Origin of the sequence: Sphaerochaeta pleomorpha str. Grapes (genome assembly GCF_000236685.1) — a bacterium.
Taxonomy (GTDB): domain Bacteria; phylum Spirochaetota; class Spirochaetia; order Sphaerochaetales; family Sphaerochaetaceae; genus Sphaerochaeta; species Sphaerochaeta pleomorpha.
Window position 1 is genome coordinate 2,352,832 of the sequence record NC_016633.1, and the last position, 20,048, is coordinate 2,372,879.

At 46.7% G+C, this 20,048-nt stretch carries 20 protein-coding genes; 19 read left to right on the top strand and 1 reads right to left on the bottom strand.

The features are described 5' to 3' along the window. The first annotated feature begins 1 nt into the window (after position 1). From secY to SPIGRAPES_RS10775, 10 genes are all read left to right on the top strand, one after another. Positions 2-1,318 carry a preprotein translocase subunit SecY gene (gene secY / locus SPIGRAPES_RS10735; RefSeq protein ID WP_014270771.1) on the top strand — a complete coding sequence of 439 codons (1,317 nt, stop codon included), beginning with the start codon at positions 2-4 and terminating at the stop codon, positions 1,316-1,318. 17 nt (positions 1,319-1,335) lie between these two features. Continuing rightward, on the top strand, positions 1,336-1,449 hold the full coding sequence (gene rpmJ, locus SPIGRAPES_RS16860) for a 50S ribosomal protein L36 (protein WP_014270772.1): 114 nt from the start codon (positions 1,336-1,338) through the stop codon (positions 1,447-1,449). A 53-nt stretch (positions 1,450-1,502) separates the two neighbouring features. Continuing rightward, positions 1,503-1,868 (top strand): 30S ribosomal protein S13, encoded by a 366-nt coding sequence (gene rpsM / locus SPIGRAPES_RS10740; protein WP_014270773.1) that lies wholly within the window; start codon positions 1,503-1,505, stop codon positions 1,866-1,868. A 14-nt stretch (positions 1,869-1,882) separates the two neighbouring features. Then, positions 1,883-2,260 (top strand): 30S ribosomal protein S11, encoded by a 378-nt coding sequence (gene rpsK, locus SPIGRAPES_RS10745; protein ID WP_014270774.1) that lies wholly within the window; start codon positions 1,883-1,885, stop codon positions 2,258-2,260. 17 nt (positions 2,261-2,277) lie between these two features. Continuing rightward, positions 2,278-2,919 (top strand): 30S ribosomal protein S4, encoded by a 642-nt coding sequence (gene rpsD / locus SPIGRAPES_RS10750; protein WP_014270775.1) that lies wholly within the window; start codon positions 2,278-2,280, stop codon positions 2,917-2,919. Positions 2,920-2,928: 9 nt separating this feature from the next. Continuing rightward, positions 2,929-3,981 (top strand): DNA-directed RNA polymerase subunit alpha, encoded by a 1,053-nt coding sequence (locus tag SPIGRAPES_RS10755; RefSeq protein WP_014270776.1) that lies wholly within the window; start codon positions 2,929-2,931, stop codon positions 3,979-3,981. Further along, on the top strand, positions 3,971-4,474 hold the full coding sequence (gene rplQ, locus SPIGRAPES_RS10760) for a 50S ribosomal protein L17 (protein WP_014270777.1): 504 nt from the start codon (positions 3,971-3,973) through the stop codon (positions 4,472-4,474). Before SPIGRAPES_RS10755 ends, rplQ begins: the two co-directional genes overlap by 11 nt. A 227-nt stretch (positions 4,475-4,701) precedes the next feature. Further along, the gene (rny, locus tag SPIGRAPES_RS10765; RefSeq protein ID WP_014270778.1) at positions 4,702-6,234 is read left to right on the top strand and encodes a ribonuclease Y; all 1,533 of its coding nucleotides are present in this window, start codon (positions 4,702-4,704) and stop codon (positions 6,232-6,234) included. A gap of 8 nt (positions 6,235-6,242) precedes the next feature. Beyond that, positions 6,243-7,043: a TIGR00282 family metallophosphoesterase gene (locus SPIGRAPES_RS10770; protein ID WP_014270779.1), complete on the top strand. Its 801-nt coding sequence runs from the start codon at positions 6,243-6,245 to the stop codon at positions 7,041-7,043. After that, positions 7,043-7,819, top strand: coding sequence for a TlyA family RNA methyltransferase (locus tag SPIGRAPES_RS10775; RefSeq protein ID WP_014270780.1), 777 nt, complete (start codon positions 7,043-7,045; stop codon positions 7,817-7,819). The genes SPIGRAPES_RS10770 and SPIGRAPES_RS10775 overlap by 1 nt, the downstream gene beginning before the upstream one ends. Here SPIGRAPES_RS10775 and SPIGRAPES_RS10780 read toward each other — a convergent pair. Next, positions 7,794-8,360 (bottom strand): GerMN domain-containing protein, encoded by a 567-nt coding sequence (locus SPIGRAPES_RS10780; protein WP_014270781.1) that lies wholly within the window; start codon positions 8,358-8,360, stop codon positions 7,794-7,796. The genes SPIGRAPES_RS10775 and SPIGRAPES_RS10780 overlap by 26 nt on opposite strands. 76 nt (positions 8,361-8,436) lie before the next feature. Between SPIGRAPES_RS10780 and ptsP the strand changes: the two genes are divergently transcribed. The 9 genes from ptsP to SPIGRAPES_RS10825 all read left to right on the top strand — a co-directional run bounded on the left by ptsP (position 8,437) and on the right by SPIGRAPES_RS10825 (position 20,004). Next, positions 8,437-10,170 (top strand): phosphoenolpyruvate--protein phosphotransferase, encoded by a 1,734-nt coding sequence (gene ptsP / locus SPIGRAPES_RS10785; protein WP_014270782.1) that lies wholly within the window; start codon positions 8,437-8,439, stop codon positions 10,168-10,170. Beyond that, the gene (gene der, locus SPIGRAPES_RS10790; protein ID WP_014270783.1) at positions 10,139-11,719 is read left to right on the top strand and encodes a ribosome biogenesis GTPase Der; all 1,581 of its coding nucleotides are present in this window, start codon (positions 10,139-10,141) and stop codon (positions 11,717-11,719) included. The genes ptsP and der overlap by 32 nt, the downstream gene beginning before the upstream one ends. A gap of 1 nt (position 11,720) precedes the next feature. After that, positions 11,721-12,425 carry an HAD family hydrolase gene (locus SPIGRAPES_RS10795; RefSeq protein WP_014270784.1) on the top strand — a complete coding sequence of 235 codons (705 nt, stop codon included), beginning with the start codon at positions 11,721-11,723 and terminating at the stop codon, positions 12,423-12,425. An 18-nt stretch (positions 12,426-12,443) separates the two neighbouring features. Further along, complete coding sequence (locus SPIGRAPES_RS10800; protein ID WP_014270785.1) at positions 12,444-13,718, top strand: SpiroCoCo family coiled-coil protein; 1,275 nt, start codon at positions 12,444-12,446, stop codon at positions 13,716-13,718. 168 nt (positions 13,719-13,886) lie between these two features. Continuing rightward, positions 13,887-14,486, top strand: a complete 600-nt coding sequence (gene grpE / locus SPIGRAPES_RS10805) for a nucleotide exchange factor GrpE (RefSeq protein ID WP_014270786.1) — start codon at positions 13,887-13,889, stop codon at positions 14,484-14,486. Positions 14,487-14,573: 87 nt separating this feature from the next. Next, on the top strand, positions 14,574-16,505 hold the full coding sequence (gene dnaK / locus SPIGRAPES_RS10810; protein WP_014270787.1) for a molecular chaperone DnaK: 1,932 nt from the start codon (positions 14,574-14,576) through the stop codon (positions 16,503-16,505). Positions 16,506-16,607: 102 nt separating this feature from the next. Continuing rightward, a complete protein-coding gene (dnaJ, locus tag SPIGRAPES_RS10815) occupies positions 16,608-17,744 on the top strand; it encodes a molecular chaperone DnaJ (protein WP_014270788.1) in 1,137 nt (378 codons plus the stop codon). 83 nt (positions 17,745-17,827) lie between these two features. Next, complete coding sequence (gene rlmB, locus SPIGRAPES_RS10820) at positions 17,828-18,589, top strand: 23S rRNA (guanosine(2251)-2'-O)-methyltransferase RlmB (RefSeq protein ID WP_014270789.1); 762 nt, start codon at positions 17,828-17,830, stop codon at positions 18,587-18,589. Positions 18,590-18,777: 188 nt separating this feature from the next. Then, complete coding sequence (locus SPIGRAPES_RS10825; RefSeq protein ID WP_014270790.1) at positions 18,778-20,004, top strand: DUF3798 domain-containing protein; 1,227 nt, start codon at positions 18,778-18,780, stop codon at positions 20,002-20,004. Positions 20,005-20,048: the final 44 nt, after the last annotated feature.

The window sequence follows — 20,048 nt, forward strand, 5'->3', positions numbered from 1 at the left end:
TATGGCAAACTCCTTAGTTGAGATGTATAGAATGAAGGATCTTCGCAAGAAGATTTTCATAACCCTAGGCCTGCTGATTGTCAGCAGGTTGGGGGCAGTGATTCCTATTCCCGGTGTCGATCCCGAAGTTCTAAAACTGTATTTTCTTTCACAGAGCACTAGTTCCAATGTAGGTCTTACCGAATATTTGAATTTTTTCTCTGGTGGTGCATTTGCGAACTTCTCTCTCTTCATGCTTGGCGTAATGCCATACATCAGTACCCAGATTATTCTCCAGTTGCTGATGCTTGTTGTACCTACATTGAAGAAACTGGCAGAAGATCCGTCTGGACAGAAGAAGATTCAGCAGTACACCAGATATGGTACGATTGTCGTTTGTCTGATTCAGTCTTATGTGGTCACAATTTATGCCAAGTCAATTCCTGGCGTACTGACCATGGGGATCGTACCCTTTACGTTAATTGCAATGCTCACCGTTACAGCCGGTGCCATGCTCCTTGTATGGCTCGGTAACAAGATCACACAGTTTGGTATCGGTAACGGTATCAGCCTTCTGATTTTCGCCGGTATTGTTGCAAGAATTCCTGCAGCGATGGTGACTTTGTTCAAGAGTGTCTCCGCGGGCACTTTGAATCCCATTGTCGTTGTAGTAGTCTTTATTATGTTCATTGTGGTCGTCGCTCTCGTCGTGTATGAGGAGCAAGGTGTTCGCAAGATTCCCGTAAACTACGCAAAACGCGTTGTAGGCCGAAAAATGTATGGTGCCCAGAGTACTTACATTCCAATAAAGCTGAACCCGTCAAACGTAATTCCGGTAATCTTTGCATCCGCATTGCTTTCCTTCCCATTACAGATTGCGACTACTTTGGGACCAGAGGTGAAGTGGCTTGCCACATTCTCCAATTGGCTTAGTCCTCAGGGTGCCCCCTATCTGATCATCTACGCCCTGTTGATTATAGCGTTTGCTTTTTTCTATACACAGGTGACTATGAATCCGGTCGAGATGGCCAAGCAGATTCGTGAGAACGGTGGATCCGTACCAGGCGTACGTTCCGAAAAACTGGAAGAGTACCTTTCAAAGGTCCTTAACCGTGTTGTTCTCCCTGGATCAATATTTTTGGCTTTCATTGCCTTGATTCCCACACTGGTACAGAAATTATTTAGCTTTCCTTCTTCTGTTGCTATGTTGTTCGGTGGAACGTCGTTGATTATTCTCGTCGGCGTAGACCTTGATACCATGAGGCAGATTGAAGGGGTTATGAAAATGCACCACTACGATGGGTTCAATGTGGGTAGCAAAAAGTCGAAACACATTTAGGCTTTAGGAGCTAGAACATGAAAGTAAGAGCAAGTGTCAAACCGATTTGTGACAAGTGCAAAGTAGTCAGACGGGCTGGGGTTGTCCGAATCATCTGTGAGAATCCCAAGCACAAGCAGAGACAGAGATAACAGGGTTCGGCGGAAGCCTTCCTACTCTATAAGAGAAATTCAGGAGGCCATGAATGGCGAGAATTGCAGGTGTAGATTTGCCGAACAAGGCAGTAAAGATAGCCTTAACGTATATTTACGGAATCGGCAGGGTTTCGGCCGTTGATATTTGTGAAAAGACAAAGATCAATCCCGATACAAGTATCAACACCCTTTCCAACGACGACCTAGCGTCACTTCGTAAAGTCATCGAGGAAGAGTACAAAGTCGAGGGACGTCTTCGCACAGAAGTCGCCCTGAATATTAAGCGCCTTATGGACATTGGTTGCTACCGCGGCCTTCGTCATCGTAAGGGTCTTCCAGTACGCGGTCAGAGGACTAAAACCAATGCCCGTACTCGCAAGGGTAAGAAGAAGACCGTTGCGTCTAAGAAGAAATAAGGAGCAGGTAATAAATGGCTAATACAAAGCGCAAAGTGAAGAAGACGGTATATGAAGGGAATGTCTATATTCAGGCTACCTTCAACAATACCATTGTCACCGTTACCGATCTTAACGGTAATGCTGTTTCCTGGGCCAGCGCAGGCGGACTCGGGTTTCGTGGTGCCAAAAAGTCCACTCCTTATGCAGCACAGACCACCGCAGAGAAAGCAGTTAAAGCAGCTATGGACTCTGGCCTTCAGGAAGTAAATGTTTTCGTGAAGGGTCCTGGTGTTGGACGTGAGAGTGCAATTCGTACCTTGGGCGTGCTTGGGTTGAAAGTCCGGTCTATCCGCGACGTTACCCCCATCCCGCACAATGGATGCAGACCTCGTAAGAGCAGACGAGTCTGATTAGGAGCTAGAAATTTATGGCAAGATATACAGGACCGAAATGCAGATACTGCAGAGCCGAGAGGACCAAATTGTTCCTTAAGGGTGAAAGATGCCATTCCGGCAAATGTCCGATGAATGATCTCAAATCAGCCGGCCTCCCTGGAAAAGACCCTAGGGCACGTTCCAAGAAGCCGACCGACTACGGTCTTCAGCTTCGTGAGAAGCAGAAGCTGAAAAGAACCTATTGCATGCTTGAGAAGCAGTTCAAACTGACTTTCGATGAAGCAGCAAGGGTTCCCGGAAAGACTGGTGAAAATTTGATCATGTTGCTTGAATGCAGACTTGACAACGTTGTCTATCGTTTGCACTTTGCAAGCAGCAGGAGTGAATCCGCTCAGTTGATTAACCATGGACATATCCAGGTTAACGGCAAGCGCGTTACCATTCCTTCCTACCGCCTCAAGCCCGGTGACGTTGTCTCCGTTGGCCCACGTGGACAGAAAATGATTTCAATTAAAGAAAACTTGAAGGAATACTCCAAGTCTGGTGTTTGCCAGTGGCTGACATTGGATGCAGATGCAATGAAGGGTACCTTTGTTGCTGTTCCTAGAAGAAGTGAAGTCACCGAGCTCGAAAAGATTAACGAGCAGTTGATCGTCGAGTTGTATTCCAGATAAGGAGTAACCATGGCACGCAAAAACCTTCTGAAGGGCTTCAAGAAGCCCAAGGGGATAACCTTCGAACACAGCGCTATTGAATCTAATTTTGGAAAATTTATTGCCTATCCGTTTGAGAGAGGCTTTGGAACCACAATTGGCAACACGCTTAGGAGGGTTCTTCTCTCATCTATCCAGGGGTATGCCGTCACTGCCGTGAAGTTCACTAGCTTCAATGAAGATGGTGTACCGCACTTGATTTCAAGTGAATTCGAGCAGCTACCCGGTGTCCGTGAGGACATTGCGGATATTATTGCTGCTCTGAAGAAACTTCAGATCAGGATGCCCGAGGACTCAGAAGGAACAAATCTCCTGATAGAGTGTAAGGGTCCCGGCGTAATTACCGGTGCAAACTTCGAGCGTGACCAGGTTGAAATCACCAACAAGGATTTGGTCCTCTTTACAATGATGGATGATGCCAACATTGAGATGGAAGTCCAGATTGACCTTGGTAGGGGCTATGTCCCGTCTGAAATCAACGAGAAATATGTGGAAGAGATTGGTACTATTCCTATCGACGCCACTTTTTCACCGGTTACCCGCGTAAAGTATTCGATTGAACCTACCCGTGTTGGCTATCGTAGTGATTACGACAAGTTGACATTGGAGATTTACACCGATGGTACGATTGCTCCGCAGAATGCCTTGGCCGAAGCAGCGAAGATCGCGAAGGAATACTTCCAGATTTTCATTAACTTTGACGAGACATTAATTAGTAACAATGACGAGGTTGACGAAGAGGAAGAACGGGTTCGTAAGATTCTCGGTACTTCCGTTGAGGAACTTGAATTGACTGTAAGGTCTAGCAATTGTCTCAAGAACGCCAACATCAGAACGATTGGTGACTTGACCAAGAAGACTGAGGAAGAGATTGCAAAGACGAGGAACTTCGGTAAGAAGAGCCTCTCTGAGATTAAAGACAAACTCAAAGAATGGAATCTCAGCCTCGGGATGACGGACTACAGTGTTTTGAAAACTGCAGTTAAAGTACCAGGGAACAAGGAAGAAGAGAATGAAGCATAGGATTGGATTCAATGCGCTAAGTAGGAATTCCGCCCAGCGGACAGCTTTAAAGCGCAACATGGTGACCTCCCTGTTCAGATACGAGAGGATTGAGACCACCAAGGCAAAGGCTCTTGAAGTTCGTAGAATGGCTGAAAAAATGATCACCCGTGCCAAGGTTGATAACGTACATAATCGTCGTACTGTTGGCAAGGATCTTTTTGATGAAGGCATTCTGGCGAAGCTTTTCACAGAGATCGCTCCTTTGTTTGTTGAGCGGAAGGGCGGTTATACCCGCATCCTGAAGACCGGCAATCGTCTCGGTGACGCAGCTGAGATGGTCATCCTTGAACTGGTTGAGAAAACCGTCAAGGTTGATAAGAATGCTGAAAAAAAGGCAGAGAAGAAAGCTGATAAGAAAGTAGCTGATACCTCCGCTGCAAAACCTGCAAAAGCCAAGGCTGAAAAAGCCAAAGCCAAAGCAGAAGAGAAGAGTGCAGAAGAGGTCAAATAAGCCCCTTTATAGCATCTTCGAAGACTGACTGACCCGTAAGGGTGAAGCCGCTGTTGTTCTAACGGCGGTTTTTTTTATTTCAAGAGGCTGTTGGACTGGATTTCAGAGAAAATAGTTTGACAGATTGTTTATAAAACAATACCCACAGCCAAACTTTGAGTATAAGTTAGCCTTGACAAGTAACTATCCGGTTCGTATGATTGAAACATTACAATAGGGGGTAGTATATGAATGTTATACTAATTATCCTCCTTAGTTGTTTATTTGGTATCGTCTTAGGTTGGTTATGCCGTTGGCTGTATGCGAAATTTAAGCTTACCTCGGTCGAACAGAGAGCTGTCAGACTGAACAAGGAAGCAATAAAGGAAGCGGAAGCAAAGAGCAAGGAGCTTTTGCTTGAGACTCGGGATCAGTTGTTGAAAGAGCAACAACAGCAAGAACGAGAGGCTAGGGAAAGACGGATTGAATTGCAGCGTTCCGAGAGGAGACTTCTTCAGAAAGAAGAGAATCTGGAACATAAGCAAACTGAATTAGATGTTATCAGAAAGCAACTAGGAGATAGAGACGCAAGTCTTTTAAAGAAGGAACAGGAAATTTCCTCTAAAGAGGGAAGCCTGATAACTGAATTGGAACGTATCGCAGGCATGACTTCGGAAGAGGCCAAGACCAATATCATTGAGGCTATGCAAAATGATGCGAAACGTGATGGCCAGCTCTTGATCAATAAAATTGAGCAAGAAGCACAGCTTACTGCTGACAAGAAGGCACGCGATATCGTTGTGACTTCCATTCAGCGGCTTGCAACTGAAGTTACCAGTGATGTTACTATCAGTTCGGTCAGTCTTCCGAGTGATGAGATGAAAGGTCGGATTATTGGACGTGAGGGAAGAAATATCCGCACGTTGGAGACGCTGACAGGTGTCGATGTCATTATTGACGATACTCCTGAAGCTGTTGTCATTTCCTGTTTCGATCCTGTACGAAAAGAAATTGCAAGGGTCTCGCTTGAAAGACTGGTCCAAGACGGCCGGATCCATCCTGCACGGATTGAAGAGGTCGTCAATAAAGTCACGAAGGAAATCGGAAGGATTATCGCCGATGAAGGCGAAAAAGTTGTTTTCGATCTCGGGGTCCATAACATGGGACAGGAGACTATTCGTGCCTTGGGTCGTCTTTATTTCCGAACAAGTTATGGGCAGAATGTTCTTAACCACTCCAAAGAAGTGGCGATTTTGTCTGGTATGATTGCAAGTGAAGTTGGAGCAAATGCTGAATTAGCTATGCGCTCAGGACTTTTGCATGATATCGGCAAAGGTATCGAAACCGAAAGTGATGCAAACCATGCAGAACTGGGTGCAGATATGGCAAAACGCCTCGGTGAGGATCCTCGAGTTGTTAATGCAATTCTGGCCCACCATAGCGATGTCGAACCAACGACTTTGGAAGCTGTTATCGTCCAGATTGCTGACGCCATCAGTGCTGCCCGCCCTGGCGCCAGACGTGAGACTTTGGATAATTATATCAAGCGTCTTGAGTCACTCGAGCAGATTGCCGAAAGCTTTGTCGGTGTAGACAAAGCCTATGCTATCCAAGCTGGACGTGAATTAAGGATTCTTGTTAACAATGATACCGTTTCTGATGATGGTGCCAAAGAGATAGCGAAGGGAATCGCAAGCCGCATTGAAGCAGAATTGCGATATCCAGGAAGAATCAAGGTGACCATTATCCGTGAGATGCGGGTAGTAGAATACGCTAGGTAGGTTTTGCAGTGTCTGATTCAAAAACACTGGCCGTTCTGTTGTTGGGTGATGTCTGCGGACAGCCCGGCTGCAGAGCGCTCTTTATGGGTCTCGGGTCGTTAGTCAAAGACTTTCGTGCTGATTTGGTCGTAGTCAATGGAGAAAACGCAGCCAATGGGTTTGGCCTTTCTTCCCGTCTCATGGATCAGTTTTTTGCTTTGGGCGTACATGTCATTACCAGTGGCAACCATATATGGCAACAGGATGACCTGTTGCCGTATCTTGACAGCGAGCAACGATTGCTCAGGCCTGCGAACTATCCTCCCCAGGCTCCCGGACACGGATCGACAATAGTCGATTGCAAGGGGTACAAAGTCGGAGTCCTCAATCTACAGGGAAGACAGCAGTTGGTTTCGATCGATTGCCCCTTCAGGGTTGGTCTGGATCAAGTCCAGAAATTGCGGAAGCAGACACCTATGATCCTTGTTGATTTTCACGCAGAAAATACAGAGGAAAAAGAAGCGCTTGGTCTCTATCTTGATGGTAAGGTATCAGCCTTTGTAGGTACCCATACCCACGTGCAGACTGCAGATGAGAAAATCCTTCCCCTCAAGACTGCCTATATAACAGATCTCGGCCTTTGTGGCCCAAGTGAGAGTGTCATAGGATCTGATCCTGTCGGGTCCATTGCCAAGCAGATTTCCCAGATGCCGCTGAGAAGCGAGATTGCCGACCATCCTCCTGTTTTGCAGGGCGTCTTTGTCACGATTGAGGTGGATACCGGCAATGCTGTCTCAGTCGAGCGGTTTACCCGTACTTTTGCACTGTAATGAAGACAAAGAAACTTCCCCTGTTGCAGCTTTTAGGCAGACAATACCGCCAATATACGAAAGATCAATTAACAGCTTTCATTGCTTGTCGGAATGTATATGCAAATGGAACGCTTGCAACTGATCCAAAACAATTACTTGCTGTTGAAAGCGAATTAGCTTTCACCTTTGACAAGTATGTCTCAAGGGGTGGATTTAAGCTCGAGCATGCCTTGGATGCTTTCCAGATTTCCGTCGACGGTTTGGTTATGCTTGATGCCGGATCATCTACCGGAGGCTTTACCGATTGCCTCCTGCAGAGGAACGCCCGCCTTGTTCACAGTGTAGATGTGGGGTATAACCAGCTTGACTGGAGACTGAGAACCGACAAACGGGTTTTGGTCCATGAAAAACAAAATATCATGTTCCTGGAAAACCTGGAACCAGCATGTGATGCAGCGGTCTGTGATTTGTCTTTTCGTTCGATCGGCGGGGCTGCAAGCCATATTCTGCAGCTATGTACGTCAAAATGGCTTATATCGCTTATCAAACCCCAGTTTGAGCTTCCCAAAGGTCAAAAAGGCTTTTCAGGTGTTGTCGAGGACAAGGCTTTGCTCAAGGAAGTAATGATTACTGTCTATCGGTTCCTCTCTGATGAGCAGGTTGGGATCCATGGTCTCTTGAAAAGCCCAATTACAGGACATAAGGGAAATACGGAATTCCTTGCCCTGTTGAAGCCCAGTCAAGGGATGGATATTCTCGCTTACTCAGCTAGGTTGGATAGTCTTCTTTCCTAGGCAGTTCACTTCCTTCAACCAATATGATGACATCCTTTACCCTGCTGAAATCAGTAGCGGTGAGCTTGATCTGCCGATATGCTTTTTCAAGATCCGGGCTTTTGAGGAACTCCTTGGAGAGATCGATATACAGGACCCCATTTGAGAAGGTAAGGCCGATTAAAGATGTTTTTGGTGCAATGAACGTTACAGCACCCTGCGAAAGCGCCGTATAGTCAGGTCCGGAGAGCAGGCTTTCTATACAATCATGGTATACCGACCCTCCCAGGGGTTTTTGTTTCTGGGAGTATAGGACAAATGATCCATCGTATGAAACAAAACATGCATCTACCGTTCTTTTGCCTGAATCTTTCTGTATTTCAGATTCCTCGGCCATTAATTCCAAGATTCCGCTATCTTTGACCGCCTCGATAATCGATGGCCCGGTTAGGGCGAACATCGCAATGCTGAAAAGAACCCAAGCAATCCAGGCAACCAACATTTTCTTTTTTTTGGCTTGTGGGGCTTCATTGTTTTCCCCTTGGTCTTTTTCCCTGTCCATGGGGTTCATTCTAGTCTGAATAGGGTATTGTTTCCAGCTTTACATGGGAGGATAAAGTCCGTATAGTACATTACATATGAGGATATTCAAAGGAATTGCTGCCTCGGAAGGACTTGCCAAAGGGAAAGCTTTGCTGCATGTCCATTCTAAGATGGTTGCAGAAAAGCATCACATTTTACCAGAGGCTGTCGAAAGCGAGCTGGAATCCTTCAGGGTTGCCGTTAACAAGGCTAGGAAAAATCTGGAAAAGCATTATGTTCCGGATGTGTCCTCATTGCCTGGGGAAATTTTGGAAACCCATTTGATGATGCTTTCTGATCCCGAGTATATTTCACAGATAGAAGACTATATTGTAAAGAAATTATTCTGTGCCCAGTGGGCAGTCGATACCGTAACAAACTCTATGATTGCCTTATTGGAAGCCTCTGACAATGCTGTACTCAGGGAACGGGTAATTGATTTCAAAGATGTAGGGCTCCATTTGGTTGAAGCCCTCAGTGGAGAATCCAGCCAGGATATCTCCGCCTTGAAAGAGGATGTAATCCTTGTCGCTGATACGCTTATGCCTTCAGAACTCTTTGCCATGGATAAAACCCATGTCAAGGGGATAGCCTTGGATGGAGGCGGAAGGGCAAGCCATGTGGCAATCCTTGTAAGGGCTTTCCAAATACCTGCCGTCCTTGCCCTCGGGAATGCTGCTGCAAAAGTGAAAGATGGCGATGAGGTAATCGTGGATGGGGTATATGGAGAATTCTATGTTCGCCCCGAGTTGACTGCTGCCCAGAATCTTGGTAGAAGATATGTTCTGTGGCAACACCACGAAGCGGAGTTGCTGAAAATGGTAGATCTCCCTACAGTTATGAAAGATGGGCATAAGCTTTCTTTGCAAGCGAACATCCAGACCGATGGGGAAGTGGATGCGGCAAAACGCTATGGTGCCGGCGGAATTGGGCTGTTCCGTTCCGAATTTCTGTTTATGGATACCAATGACAGCGCTTCGGAGGAACACCAGTTCAATGCCTACCGAAAGGTAGTTGAGTCCATGGCTCCCAAACCAGTAACAATCCGTACCATCGACGTAGGTGGCGACAAGATAGTTAAAGGTATGGGAATTGATGAAAAAAACCCTATCCTTGGGTGGAGGGCTGTACGTTTTTGCCTTTCCAGAAAGGATATCTTCACCATTCAGCTCCGGGCTTTGCTCCGCTCGAGTGTGTATGGAAAATTGCAGATCATGTTCCCAATGATAAGCGGGGTCGAGGAACTGGACGCCGTATTGCATTTGTTCGAACATGTGAAAGAGGAATGCCGTGCAGAACATATTCCCTTTGATCCCGATATCAAAGTCGGGACAATGATAGAGGTTCCCTCTGCGGCGATGTGCGCCGATATCCTTGCAAAAAAAGTTGACTTCTTCTCGATCGGAACGAACGACCTTATCCAATATACGATAGCCGTCGACAGGGGAAACGAGAAGATTGCGTATCTTTACCAGCCAATGCATCCAGGAGTGCTCCGCTCTATCAGGATGATCATCGAAAAGGCCCACCAGGAAAATATTCCTGTGAGTCTGTGCGGTGAAATGGCTGCCGATCCTCTCTATTCCGTGCTGTTGGCCGGACTAGGGTTGGATGAATTCAGTATGGGCCCCCAAAGCATTCTCCAAGTGCGCAAGATTCTCCGTGAAGTCTCCTATCAAGAGGCTAAACAACTTGCCGAAGCAGTGATGCAAATGGATTCATATCTAACAATTACTACATACATAAGGGAGTGGATGCATGACCGATTCGATCATTTCACCACCATCTGAGACGGACAATGAACTGGTTGGCGCAGTTGCCACCAAGCTTCCCGTCATCGTAATCATCGGAAGGCCCAATGTGGGCAAATCGACCCTTTTCAATCGCCTTATCAGGAAGAGAAGGGCTATTACCGATCCCACGCCAGGGGTAACCCGCGATCCGATCCCAGAGCGCTGGCTACTGGGAAACCATCCTGTGACCTTGGTCGACTCGGGTGGAATCAAAATCGAGCGAGAAGGTCTCGACGACCTGGTATCAGAAAAAAGTTACAGTCTGCTTGAAAAGAGCGACGTAATCCTCTTTATGATGGATTGCACCGAAGTTACAGCAGAAGACCGGGAAATCATGGAACGCCTTAGAGTCTACGCAGACAAGGTGGTTCTCGTTGTCAATAAAATCGATGATGTAAACAGGAGTGATTTAATCTGGGAATACTATAGTTATGGTTTCCAGAGGATCGTAGGCATTTCTGCAGCCCATGGGCACGGGATCGAAGACCTTGAGGAAACTCTCTTGGGCATGCTTGAGTTGGAAAGCCTTCTCGACGCACCTGAGGAGAACCCTTCCATTAAGTTGGCTATCCTTGGAAAACCGAATACAGGAAAAAGTACCCTTGCAAATCTCTTGGTAGGGGATGATATTTCCATCGTGAGTGATATTGCCGGGACGACACGTGATGTTGTCCGTGGAGGATTCGCTTACAAGGGCACTGACTTCACTGTTTTGGATACAGCGGGTATCAGACGCAAAAGCAAAGTCGATGAAGATGTAGAGTACTATTCGGTAAACCGTGCAATCAAGACCATTGAGGATGCTGATGTCGTTTTGCTCATGATTGACAGTATTGAAGGTTTGTCAGACCAGGACAAGAAGATTGCCCAACTGATTGTACGCAGGGGAAAAGGTGTCGTACTTGTATTGAACAAGATTGACTTGCTCCAAGGAATCGGGAATCAGCTGGAGGCGATCAAGGACCGAGTCAGGTTTTTGTTCCCTATCCTCTCGTTTGCGCCCATGTGTTCCATCAGTGCAAAGAACGGGCAGGATATCGGCAAATTGCTCGATACTGTCTGGGCCGTATGGAAACAGCTGAACAAGCGTATCGATACGTCCACTTTGAATGAAGCCCTCAAGGGATGGGGAGAAGCGTATCAACCCCCACGAGGAGCGGTTGGTCACTTTAAAGTCTACTATGGTACCCAGATCAGCGCCATGCCAGTCAAATTTCTGTTTTTTGTAAACCATGACAAGAATTTTCCCCAGGTGTATATCCAATACCTGAAGAACTGTATTCGCCGTGATTTGGGATTCACTTCAATTCCTCTGGAAATCGACCTCAGGGAGCGGAGAAGGAATGCATCACTCAATGATAGGCCGGCAAAGGTGTTGAAACCTGCAGGGGCTTCGTCGAGAGATACTGTTTCCCGGAAAGCTACGGGGGGTAAGGCTACTGCAAAACCAAAGTCCAATAAGCCCGGGAATAAGGCTGCAATGGGGAAATCTGTAATACGTTCTGCAAAACAGGCTCGTAATACTACCTCAAAGAAGCGAGGGTAACATGGGATTTCTCCTTGATCAGGGAATCAAGGCAATTTGGCTTGATATCGATGGAACACTTTATCCGAAAAGGATGCTCAACTGGCGAATGGCCAAGACGGTGTTCCCTTCGGTTCGCCTTGGTTTGCTGTTCAGTTCAGTGAGGAAAGAATATCGAATTCGCCAGGATCTTGTCGCAACAGACCCTCCCAGCAGGGAGGGGTTGCTTATTCGCCAGTCAGGGCTTGTCCTTGAAATGATGGGTAAGCCGATAACCCCTGAAAACCTTGAGACCATGAAGCATAGGGTGAATTCCCAGTTTTATGCGAAATGGGAAAAATCCTTTCTTTCCATCAAGCCTTTTTCGAAATTACGTGATGCCTTGTCTCTCGCAAAGTCCCAAGGCATTTTTATCGGGGTGTTTAGTGATTTCCCGATTGCAAAGAAACTGCAGACCCTGGGCATAGATGACTTGGTTGAAGTAGCGATAAGCTCTGAAGATAGCGGATACCTCAAACCTAGCAAGAGAGCCTTCAAGTTTCTTCTTTCCCACATAGACTTGAAACCAGAGGAAATCCTCTATGTAGGGGATAGCTATGACAAGGATATTTTGGGAGCTAAACAAGTAGGAATGCATGCGTGTTTGCTCTCTTCTTCCAAAGGTCCTTTTCCCGAGGCTGATTTGGTTGTCCGCTCCTGGGAGGAATTTTCTTCCCTAGTGCTTTGATTCAGAGGGAGGTCTGTTATGGAATTGCTGTTGCCGGTTATACTTTTTGCCCTTACGCTGATACTTATTTTTTCACTTCGTGCAGAAGATAAGAGAAACCGCCGTCTGGATCTGATGAAAAAGAAGCTGCAACAGTATTCCAGGGAAGTCGAAACAGTACAATCCCAATTCAAGGAAACCTCCCAGCAGGCTGAAGAGAAAATCAACCGTAAAGTACAGCAAGCCAATCAAGTCGTTTTAAATCTTGAAGAACAGATCCTGGATTTGCAGTCACGTAGTCAGGATTTGGCAAAACTCCAGGAAGTGCTGAATAATTACAGGGATGTTTTGAAACAACTTGGGAACACTACTGAACAGGCAGAAATTCGTATCGGCCAGGTAAAGAAAGAAATCGACCGTGTTGAAAAAGTGCGGGACACGCTGGATTCTTTCGATGGACGCATAGCGGACTTCAAGACAGGGTTTGCAGGAACGCTTACCGAGACAAATGAAGCAATGTCCCATTTTAGGGAAGATCTTTTCAGATTGCAGGAAGCTTCCTTGGAAAAAATGCAGACATATGCAGAGGAAGTGCGGGAAACCGAACGTAAAAACCAAATTAGGATTGCGTCTCATGCAGAGGTCTTGAAAGCCAATGAGGAAGCTTCCTTGGAAAAGGTTTCCCTGTTTACTGAAAAATGCAGGCAACTTGCCGATGAGGGGGAACAATCCCTTGGTTCCTTCAAAGAGCAGGTAAAAAAAGAGCTCGAAAAAGCTTCAGAAGAACTCCATGAACGTCAGGAAAATCTCGAACAGGTTAAAAAACAGTTAGATCAGGCTTTTGAGGCATACCTTGGAAGGCTTGCAAGTATAGATGAAGAGGCAAAAGGTCGTGCCGAGGTCTCCCTTGAAACATTTGCAAAAGAATGTTCTCTTCGGATGGACCGGTTATTCGAAAATTCTGTCGGCCGAACTGACCTTGCTTTCCGATCGATGATGGAAATCATCAGCCAGTTTCTTGATGAGCTTGGCAATCGCATTGAGAAAGCAGAGTCCCTCATTCTCCCTGAAGGGGAGTCTAGCCAGGTCCTGGGTGCAATTAAAAACGTGCAGGACAGTATGGTGGAAAACGAAGCAAGGGTAGATGCAAGAGATGAGACGGCCAATCCTGCATTAGAAACTGAAGAGTTGACTGAAATCGAAGACCTTGCAGAAAGCTCTACTGAAGATGGTTCTCTGCCTTGGATTGAATTTATTCCCCAGGGAGAAGAAGAAGTCATCAATCTCGATGACGAAGAAGAGAAAAATACTTGACGCTTCCAATCTTGTGTATGTATGTTATCGGCATGCCCTGGGGTGGGCTACTCATTATTTTATTTAGGTTAACAGTATTGGCTCGATTGCAGGGTTTCCTGTTTTCGGTCTTACAAATATGCATGTGCTTCGTCTACGGGCTAAAGCAATGCAAAATTGGGGAATTGAATGGACACGAAAGAAGAGAAAGAGGAAGAAATGGGTAAAAAGGTAAAACACAGTGAGGTTAAAGCCGAAGAGGCAAAAACCGAAGAAGCAAAAACCATTTCTGATGCCGAGAAAAATGATTTTCAAATCGCTGCATTGCAGGCGAAGCTTGAAAGTGCAGAAGCTGAGTTGTCTTCCTTGAAGGACCAGATGCTACGTGACCGGGCTGAGATTGAAAATTTCCGGAAACGTTTGGCTAGGGATAAGGATGAAGCAGTAAAATATGCGAACTCAAACCTTATCAAAGACCTTTTGCAACCTTTGGATGATTTCAATCGCGCCCTTGATGCTGCCGAGTCAACCAAGGATTTTGCAAAAGTACATGATGGGGTACTTATGGTAAGCTCCCAGCTGTATGGCCTTCTTGAAAGAAACTGGGGCCTTGAGAAAATCGAGGCAGTAGGAAAAGAGTTTGACCCGGAGGAACACGAGGCCTGCATGGTTGTCGAGGATCCCTCCCTTTCGGTTGAGACAGTCCTCGAAGATTTTTCTACGGGTTATAAATTGCATGGGCGTATTCTCAGGCCGTCAAAAGTAAAAGTTGGGAAGCCAACCGTTTGACGATTTGATTTTGTATGATTACTTTAAGAGCAAAGGTTTAAATCCTTTTATTAATTTGATGGATGTTTTGGAGAGGAGATATATAAAATGGGTAGAATAATTGGTATTGACCTGGGTACGACTAACAGTTGCGTAGCAGTAATGGAAGGTAATGACCCAATGGTTATCGCAAACAGCGAAGGACAGCGCACGACTCCTTCTGTAGTTGGTTATACAGCCAAAGGCGATCGTTTGGTCGGTCAGCCTGCAAAGAACCAGATTGTAACAAACGCCGAGAATACAGTTTATTCGATCAAGCGTTTCATGGGAAGAAAATACAGTGAGGTTCCTTCTGAATTGGGTAGGATCCCCTATAAGGTATATGCAGGTCCATCAGGCGAAATCAAGGTTGATATCAGGGGTGAAGCTCATTCTCCCCAGGAAATATCTGCAGCTATTCTCCAGAAAATGAAAAAGACAGCTGAGGATTATCTTGGTGAACCCGTTACCGAGGCTGTTGTTACCGTTCCCGCATATTTCAATGATGCACAGCGCCAGGCTACAAAAGATGCCGGTAAAATCGCTGGCCTTGATGTAAAGCGTATTGTCAATGAACCTACTGCGGCTGCATTGGCCTATGGGTTTGGCAAAGATTCCAGCAAGGAAGAGAAAATCGCCGTCTATGACCTTGGTGGTGGTACCTTTGATATTTCCATCCTTGAGCTGGGCGACGGGGTTTTCGAGGTAAAATCTACCAACGGCGATACCCACCTTGGTGGTGATGACTTTGATCTGAGAATAATTAACTGGATGGCTTCCGAATTCAAGAAAGCCAACGGCATTGACCTTACCAGTGACAAGATGGCATTGCAGAGACTGAGGGAAGCAGCTGAGAAGGCAAAGATTGAGCTTTCCAACTCAACCAGCACCGACATCAACCTTCCGTTTATCACAGCTGATGCTTCCGGCCCGAAACATTTGCAGATGACCCTTACCCGCTCGCACTTTGAGCAGTTGGTTGCCGACTTGATCGAAAGGACCAAGATTCCTGTACAGAATGCTCTCAGGGATGCCGGACTTACCGCTGCGGATATCAACGAGGTAGTGCTCGTTGGTGGTTCCACCCGTATTCCTGCTGTTCAGACTATTGTCCGAGAACTTTTCAAGAAAGAACCTCACAAGGGTGTTAACCCTGATGAAGTAGTTGCCATGGGTGCTGCCATCCAGGGTGGTATTCTCGGGGGAGCCGTAAAGGATGTCCTCTTGCTTGATGTTACCCCGCTTTCTCTCGGTATCGAAACCCTCGGTGGTGTCAATACCCGGTTGATTGAGCGCAATACTACCATTCCTACCCGCAAGAGCCAGATTTTCTCAACCGCTGCCGATGGACAGACCGCTGTTAGCATCCATGTCCTGCAGGGCGAACGTGAAATGGCCTCCCAGAACAGGACCTTGGGGAAATTCGATTTGATCGGTATTCCTTCGGCACCTCGTGGGGTTCCTCAGATTGAAGTTACCTTCGATATCGACGCAAACGGTATCGTCCATGTATCTGCTAAGGATCTTGGTACAGGCAAGGAACAGAAAATCCGGATTGAGGCTTCTTCAGGTCTCAGCGACTCGGAAATTGAAAAAATGGTCCGGGATGCTGAAGCCCATGCAGAGGAAGACAAGAAGGAACGCGCAAGGATTGATGCCCGTAACGAAGCCGATAGTCTCGCATATTCCACCGAGAAGTCTCTCAAGGATTATGGTGATAAGATTGGAGCAGACGAAAAAGCAAAGATTGATTCCGCACTTGCAGAACTGAGGACTGTCCTCGCCAACCAGAGTGCTACAGCCGAAGAGATCAAGGCAAAGAGTGAAACCTTGCAGCAGGCTGCTTACAAGCTTGCCGAGGAAGTCTACAAGAATGCTTCTGCTTCCCAGGCGACCGAGGGAGCCGCTCCTGAGCAACCTTCCGAACCTAAAGAAGAGCAGCCCAAGAAACACACTGGCAAAGACGGTGTCGAGGATGCTGATTACGAAGTCGTAGACTAACGTTTCGTAAACAGGTTAGTATAGGAAAAAGGCTTTACATCATGTCGGCTTTAGGCCGGCATGATGTTTCTAGAGTACATTTAGTTCGAAGGAAGTCGCACCGTGGCGAAACGTGATTATTATGAAGTGCTTGGCATTGCAAAGACCTCGACACTGGACGAAATAAAGAAAGCATACCGGAAACTTGCCATTGCGAACCATCCGGACCGAAATCCGGGAAACAAGGAAGCAGAGGATCGTTTCAAGGAAGCTACTGAAGCCTATGAGGTTCTCAGTGACGAGAAGAAACGACAGACCTACGACCAGTTTGGATTTGCCGGGATCGATGGGGCGAATGGGGCTGGGCATGATTATTCGAATGTCTACCGCGATTTCAGTGATATTTTTGGCGGTGGTTTCGGTGGTGGTGGGTTTGAAGATATTTTCAGTTCCTTCTTCGGTGGAGGTTCTTCACGTTCCCAGTCCAGGGGGCAAGGCGGCCCCGATGTAGGGTCTTCCCTGCGATATGATATAGACATTGATTTCAAGGATGCCGTTTTCGGTACCAAGGTTGAAATAGCTTATTCCCACCAGGTTTCCTGTGATGCCTGTCAGGGGTCAGGGGCAAAAGGTGGTTCGGGTACAAAGGTTTGTCCGACCTGTAATGGAGTTGGGCAGGTAAGAAGGAACAGTGGTTTCTTCTCGGTTGCCAGCACCTGTCCGACCTGTAATGGTACGGGTAGGGTCATTGAGAATCCTTGTACCGATTGCCATGGAACCGGTTTGAAACGAAAGCAGCAGAAGGTCAAAGTGACCATCCCTGCTGGCGTTGATAATGGAAGCCGGGTTGTTTTGCGTGGTATGGGGGATGCAGGGGCCAATGGCGGTGCCAAAGGTGATTTGTATGTCTATGTCAGCGTAAAACCCCACAAATACTTTGTTAGGCAGGATTATGACCTGTTCTGTCAGATTCCCATATCGATTACCCAGGCTTCGCTTGGTACTGATATTGAGGTTCCGACAATCGACGGGCAGAATATTAAAGTCTCTGTTCCCTCTGGGGTTCAGAGTGGCAAAATGCTGAGAGTCCGGGGACGTGGTGTCACAAAATTGAATTCCACAGACCGGGGTGATATGTATATAAAACTGTTGGTTCAGGTCCCGAAACGCCTGGGGTTGAAAGCCAAGAAGATAATGCAGGATTTGTCGGAAGCGTTAGGTGAAGATATCGCTCCCACTCCGGTTCCATTCGAAGATTGACAAGTAGGCTACTTCAGGATTCTGTGGTAGCCTTTTTTGTTGTAATGAAGTAAGCTACGAGAATCAGCAGTTAGGAGAATAGAATGGGTGAGAAGATCTTTGGCTTTCACGCGATTGAAGAAAGCCTGAAACAGGCCCCCGCAGGCTCGACGCTTTATCTGTGTCGTGGCATGGGTGGCCATACCTCGGCCTTGGAAAGACAGGCCATGCTTACCGGAAAGGTAGCAATCAAGAAAATAGCAAGTGTAGAAATGGACCGTTTGGCACCGGATTGCGACCATAGAGGGGCTTTACTGGATTTGGGTGGTTCAAGGGCCATGTCTTCAAAGGCAAAGGCTATTTCTGTAAAAGAGTATTGCCAGGGCCTCGGTGAAGATGACTCTGCGGTTGTTTTGGTACTCGATGAGATCACAGATCCCCAGAACCTTGGGGCAATCCTCAGGTCTTGCGATCAGTTTTCGGTATCTTTGGTGATTATTCCCGAGAGACGGAGTGTGCAGGTCAATGAGACTGTAGTAAAAGTCTCCTCAGGGGCAGCACAATATGTACCCGTATCGATAGTGACGAACGTCAACAGGGAATTGGAATATCTGAAAGCCAACGGGTTTTGGGTATATGGGGCTGATATGGAAGGCAAAGCTTCCCACAAGACGGTCTTCCCGAAGAAAACCGTGCTGGTAATGGGAAACGAGGGAAAAGGGCTTAGCCGACTGACCCAGCAGCTGTGTGATATGCTCGTATCGATTCCAACCAGTGGGCATATCGATTCTCTGAATGTATCTGTGGCAACTGGGATTTTGCTCTATGAAATTCGTAGGCAGCAAGCTGTGACAATACAGCAATAATTGTTTTTTTGACATAATTATACTATTTGTATAAAGGATTTGTTGTTTTTTTTCACAACAAATCCTTATTTTTGTTTTTATATCCAATATTTTGTTATGAAAGTGCATATAAATTCATTCTTTTCTTGCAAGGTGAACATCTTTTACGTATCATAATAGTTACTATCTTTAAGGAGAGAGGTGAACGTATGAAAAAGACTGTTGTTATGATGCTCTGTCTTGCTATGGTTTGCGGATTTGCTTTCGCAGCCGGAAGTCAGGAAGCTGCTCCCGCAGCAAAACCAACTGCTGCTGCTACCGCATTTCACATTGGGATCGTTACCGGTACGGTATCCCAGTCTGAAGATGACCTCCGTGGTGCTGAACGCCTGATCAAAGAATATGGTTCAGTAGCCGATGGTGGAATGATCCAGCATGTAACCTATCCGGATAACTTCATGGATGAAGCCGAGACAACCATCAGCGTTATCGCTGGTCTTGCCGACGATCCTTTGATGAAGGCTGTCATAGTAAACCAGGCTGTCCCAGGTACCACTGAAGGTTTCCGCCGCATAAAGGAGAAACGTTCCGATGTTCTCTGTATCGCCGGTGAAGCCCATGAGGACCCAGGTGTAATCCAGAGTGCTGCAGACTTGGCTGTAAATAATGATTTCGTAGCCCGTGGTTACCTTATCATTCGTACTGCCCATGAGCTCGGTTGTGATACATTTGTACACATTTCTTTCCCCAGACACCTCAGCTATGAGACCATGAGTCGTCGTGTAGCGATCATGAGAGCTACCTGCGAAGAACTCGGTATGAAGTTCGTAATGGAAACAGCTCCTGATCCGACCAGTGACGTCGGTGTTGCCGGCGCACAGCAGTATATCCTCGAGAAAGTACCAGCTTGGATTGAAGCTTATGGCAAGAAGGCTGCTTTCTTCTGTACAAATGATGCACATACTGAGCCGTTGCTGAAGCAACTGCTTGCTTACGGCGGTTATTTCATCGAAGCCGACCTTCCCAGTCCTTTGATGGGATATCCTGGGGCTCTCGGTATTGACCTTTCTGCAGAAGCCGGGGATTTCCCTGCCATTCTCAAGAAAGTTGAATCTTCAATCGTAGCAAAGGGTGGCGCAGGCCGCTTCGGAACTTGGGCATTCTCCTATGGTTATACCACTACTGCCGGCTTGGGCCAGCATGCCATCAACGTTCTCAAAGGCGAGAGCCAACTGTTGAAGCTTTCTGACCTGATGAAGGCCTATGGAAAGTTCACTCCTGGTGCAAAGTGGAATGGTTCTTTCTATTCCGATGTCAACACTGGTGTTCGTGCAAAGAACCATGTATTGATTTATCAGGATACCTATATGATGGGCAAGGGTTTCATGGGCAATGCAGATATCGTTGTCCCTGAAAAGTATTTCTCTATCAAATAGTTGGTTTTCAAAGTAAAATTCTTCGGGGGGGGTGTTACACGCTC

Excerpts from the sequence above, each read along its gene's own strand:
- secY (WP_014270771.1), top strand. The coding sequence starts at position 2 with ATGGCAAACTCCTTAGTTGAGATGTATAGAATGAAGGATCTTCGCAAG.
- rpmJ (WP_014270772.1), top strand. The coding sequence starts at position 1,336 with ATGAAAGTAAGAGCAAGTGTCAAACCGATTTGTGACAAGTGCAAAGTA.
- rpsM (WP_014270773.1), top strand. The coding sequence starts at position 1,503 with ATGGCGAGAATTGCAGGTGTAGATTTGCCGAACAAGGCAGTAAAGATA.
- rpsK (WP_014270774.1), top strand. The coding sequence starts at position 1,883 with ATGGCTAATACAAAGCGCAAAGTGAAGAAGACGGTATATGAAGGGAAT.
- rpsD (WP_014270775.1), top strand. The coding sequence starts at position 2,278 with ATGGCAAGATATACAGGACCGAAATGCAGATACTGCAGAGCCGAGAGG.
- SPIGRAPES_RS10755 (WP_014270776.1), top strand. The coding sequence starts at position 2,929 with ATGGCACGCAAAAACCTTCTGAAGGGCTTCAAGAAGCCCAAGGGGATA.
- rplQ (WP_014270777.1), top strand. The coding sequence starts at position 3,971 with ATGAAGCATAGGATTGGATTCAATGCGCTAAGTAGGAATTCCGCCCAG.
- rny (WP_014270778.1), top strand. The coding sequence starts at position 4,702 with ATGAATGTTATACTAATTATCCTCCTTAGTTGTTTATTTGGTATCGTC.
- SPIGRAPES_RS10775 (WP_014270780.1), top strand. The coding sequence starts at position 7,043 with ATGAAGACAAAGAAACTTCCCCTGTTGCAGCTTTTAGGCAGACAATAC.
- SPIGRAPES_RS10780 (WP_014270781.1), bottom strand. The coding sequence starts at position 8,360 with ATGGACAGGGAAAAAGACCAAGGGGAAAACAATGAAGCCCCACAAGCC.
- ptsP (WP_014270782.1), top strand. The coding sequence starts at position 8,437 with ATGAGGATATTCAAAGGAATTGCTGCCTCGGAAGGACTTGCCAAAGGG.
- der (WP_014270783.1), top strand. The coding sequence starts at position 10,139 with ATGACCGATTCGATCATTTCACCACCATCTGAGACGGACAATGAACTG.
- SPIGRAPES_RS10795 (WP_014270784.1), top strand. The coding sequence starts at position 11,721 with ATGGGATTTCTCCTTGATCAGGGAATCAAGGCAATTTGGCTTGATATC.
- SPIGRAPES_RS10800 (WP_014270785.1), top strand. The coding sequence starts at position 12,444 with ATGGAATTGCTGTTGCCGGTTATACTTTTTGCCCTTACGCTGATACTT.
- grpE (WP_014270786.1), top strand. The coding sequence starts at position 13,887 with ATGGACACGAAAGAAGAGAAAGAGGAAGAAATGGGTAAAAAGGTAAAA.
- dnaK (WP_014270787.1), top strand. The coding sequence starts at position 14,574 with ATGGGTAGAATAATTGGTATTGACCTGGGTACGACTAACAGTTGCGTA.
- rlmB (WP_014270789.1), top strand. The coding sequence starts at position 17,828 with ATGGGTGAGAAGATCTTTGGCTTTCACGCGATTGAAGAAAGCCTGAAA.
- SPIGRAPES_RS10825 (WP_014270790.1), top strand. The coding sequence starts at position 18,778 with ATGAAAAAGACTGTTGTTATGATGCTCTGTCTTGCTATGGTTTGCGGA.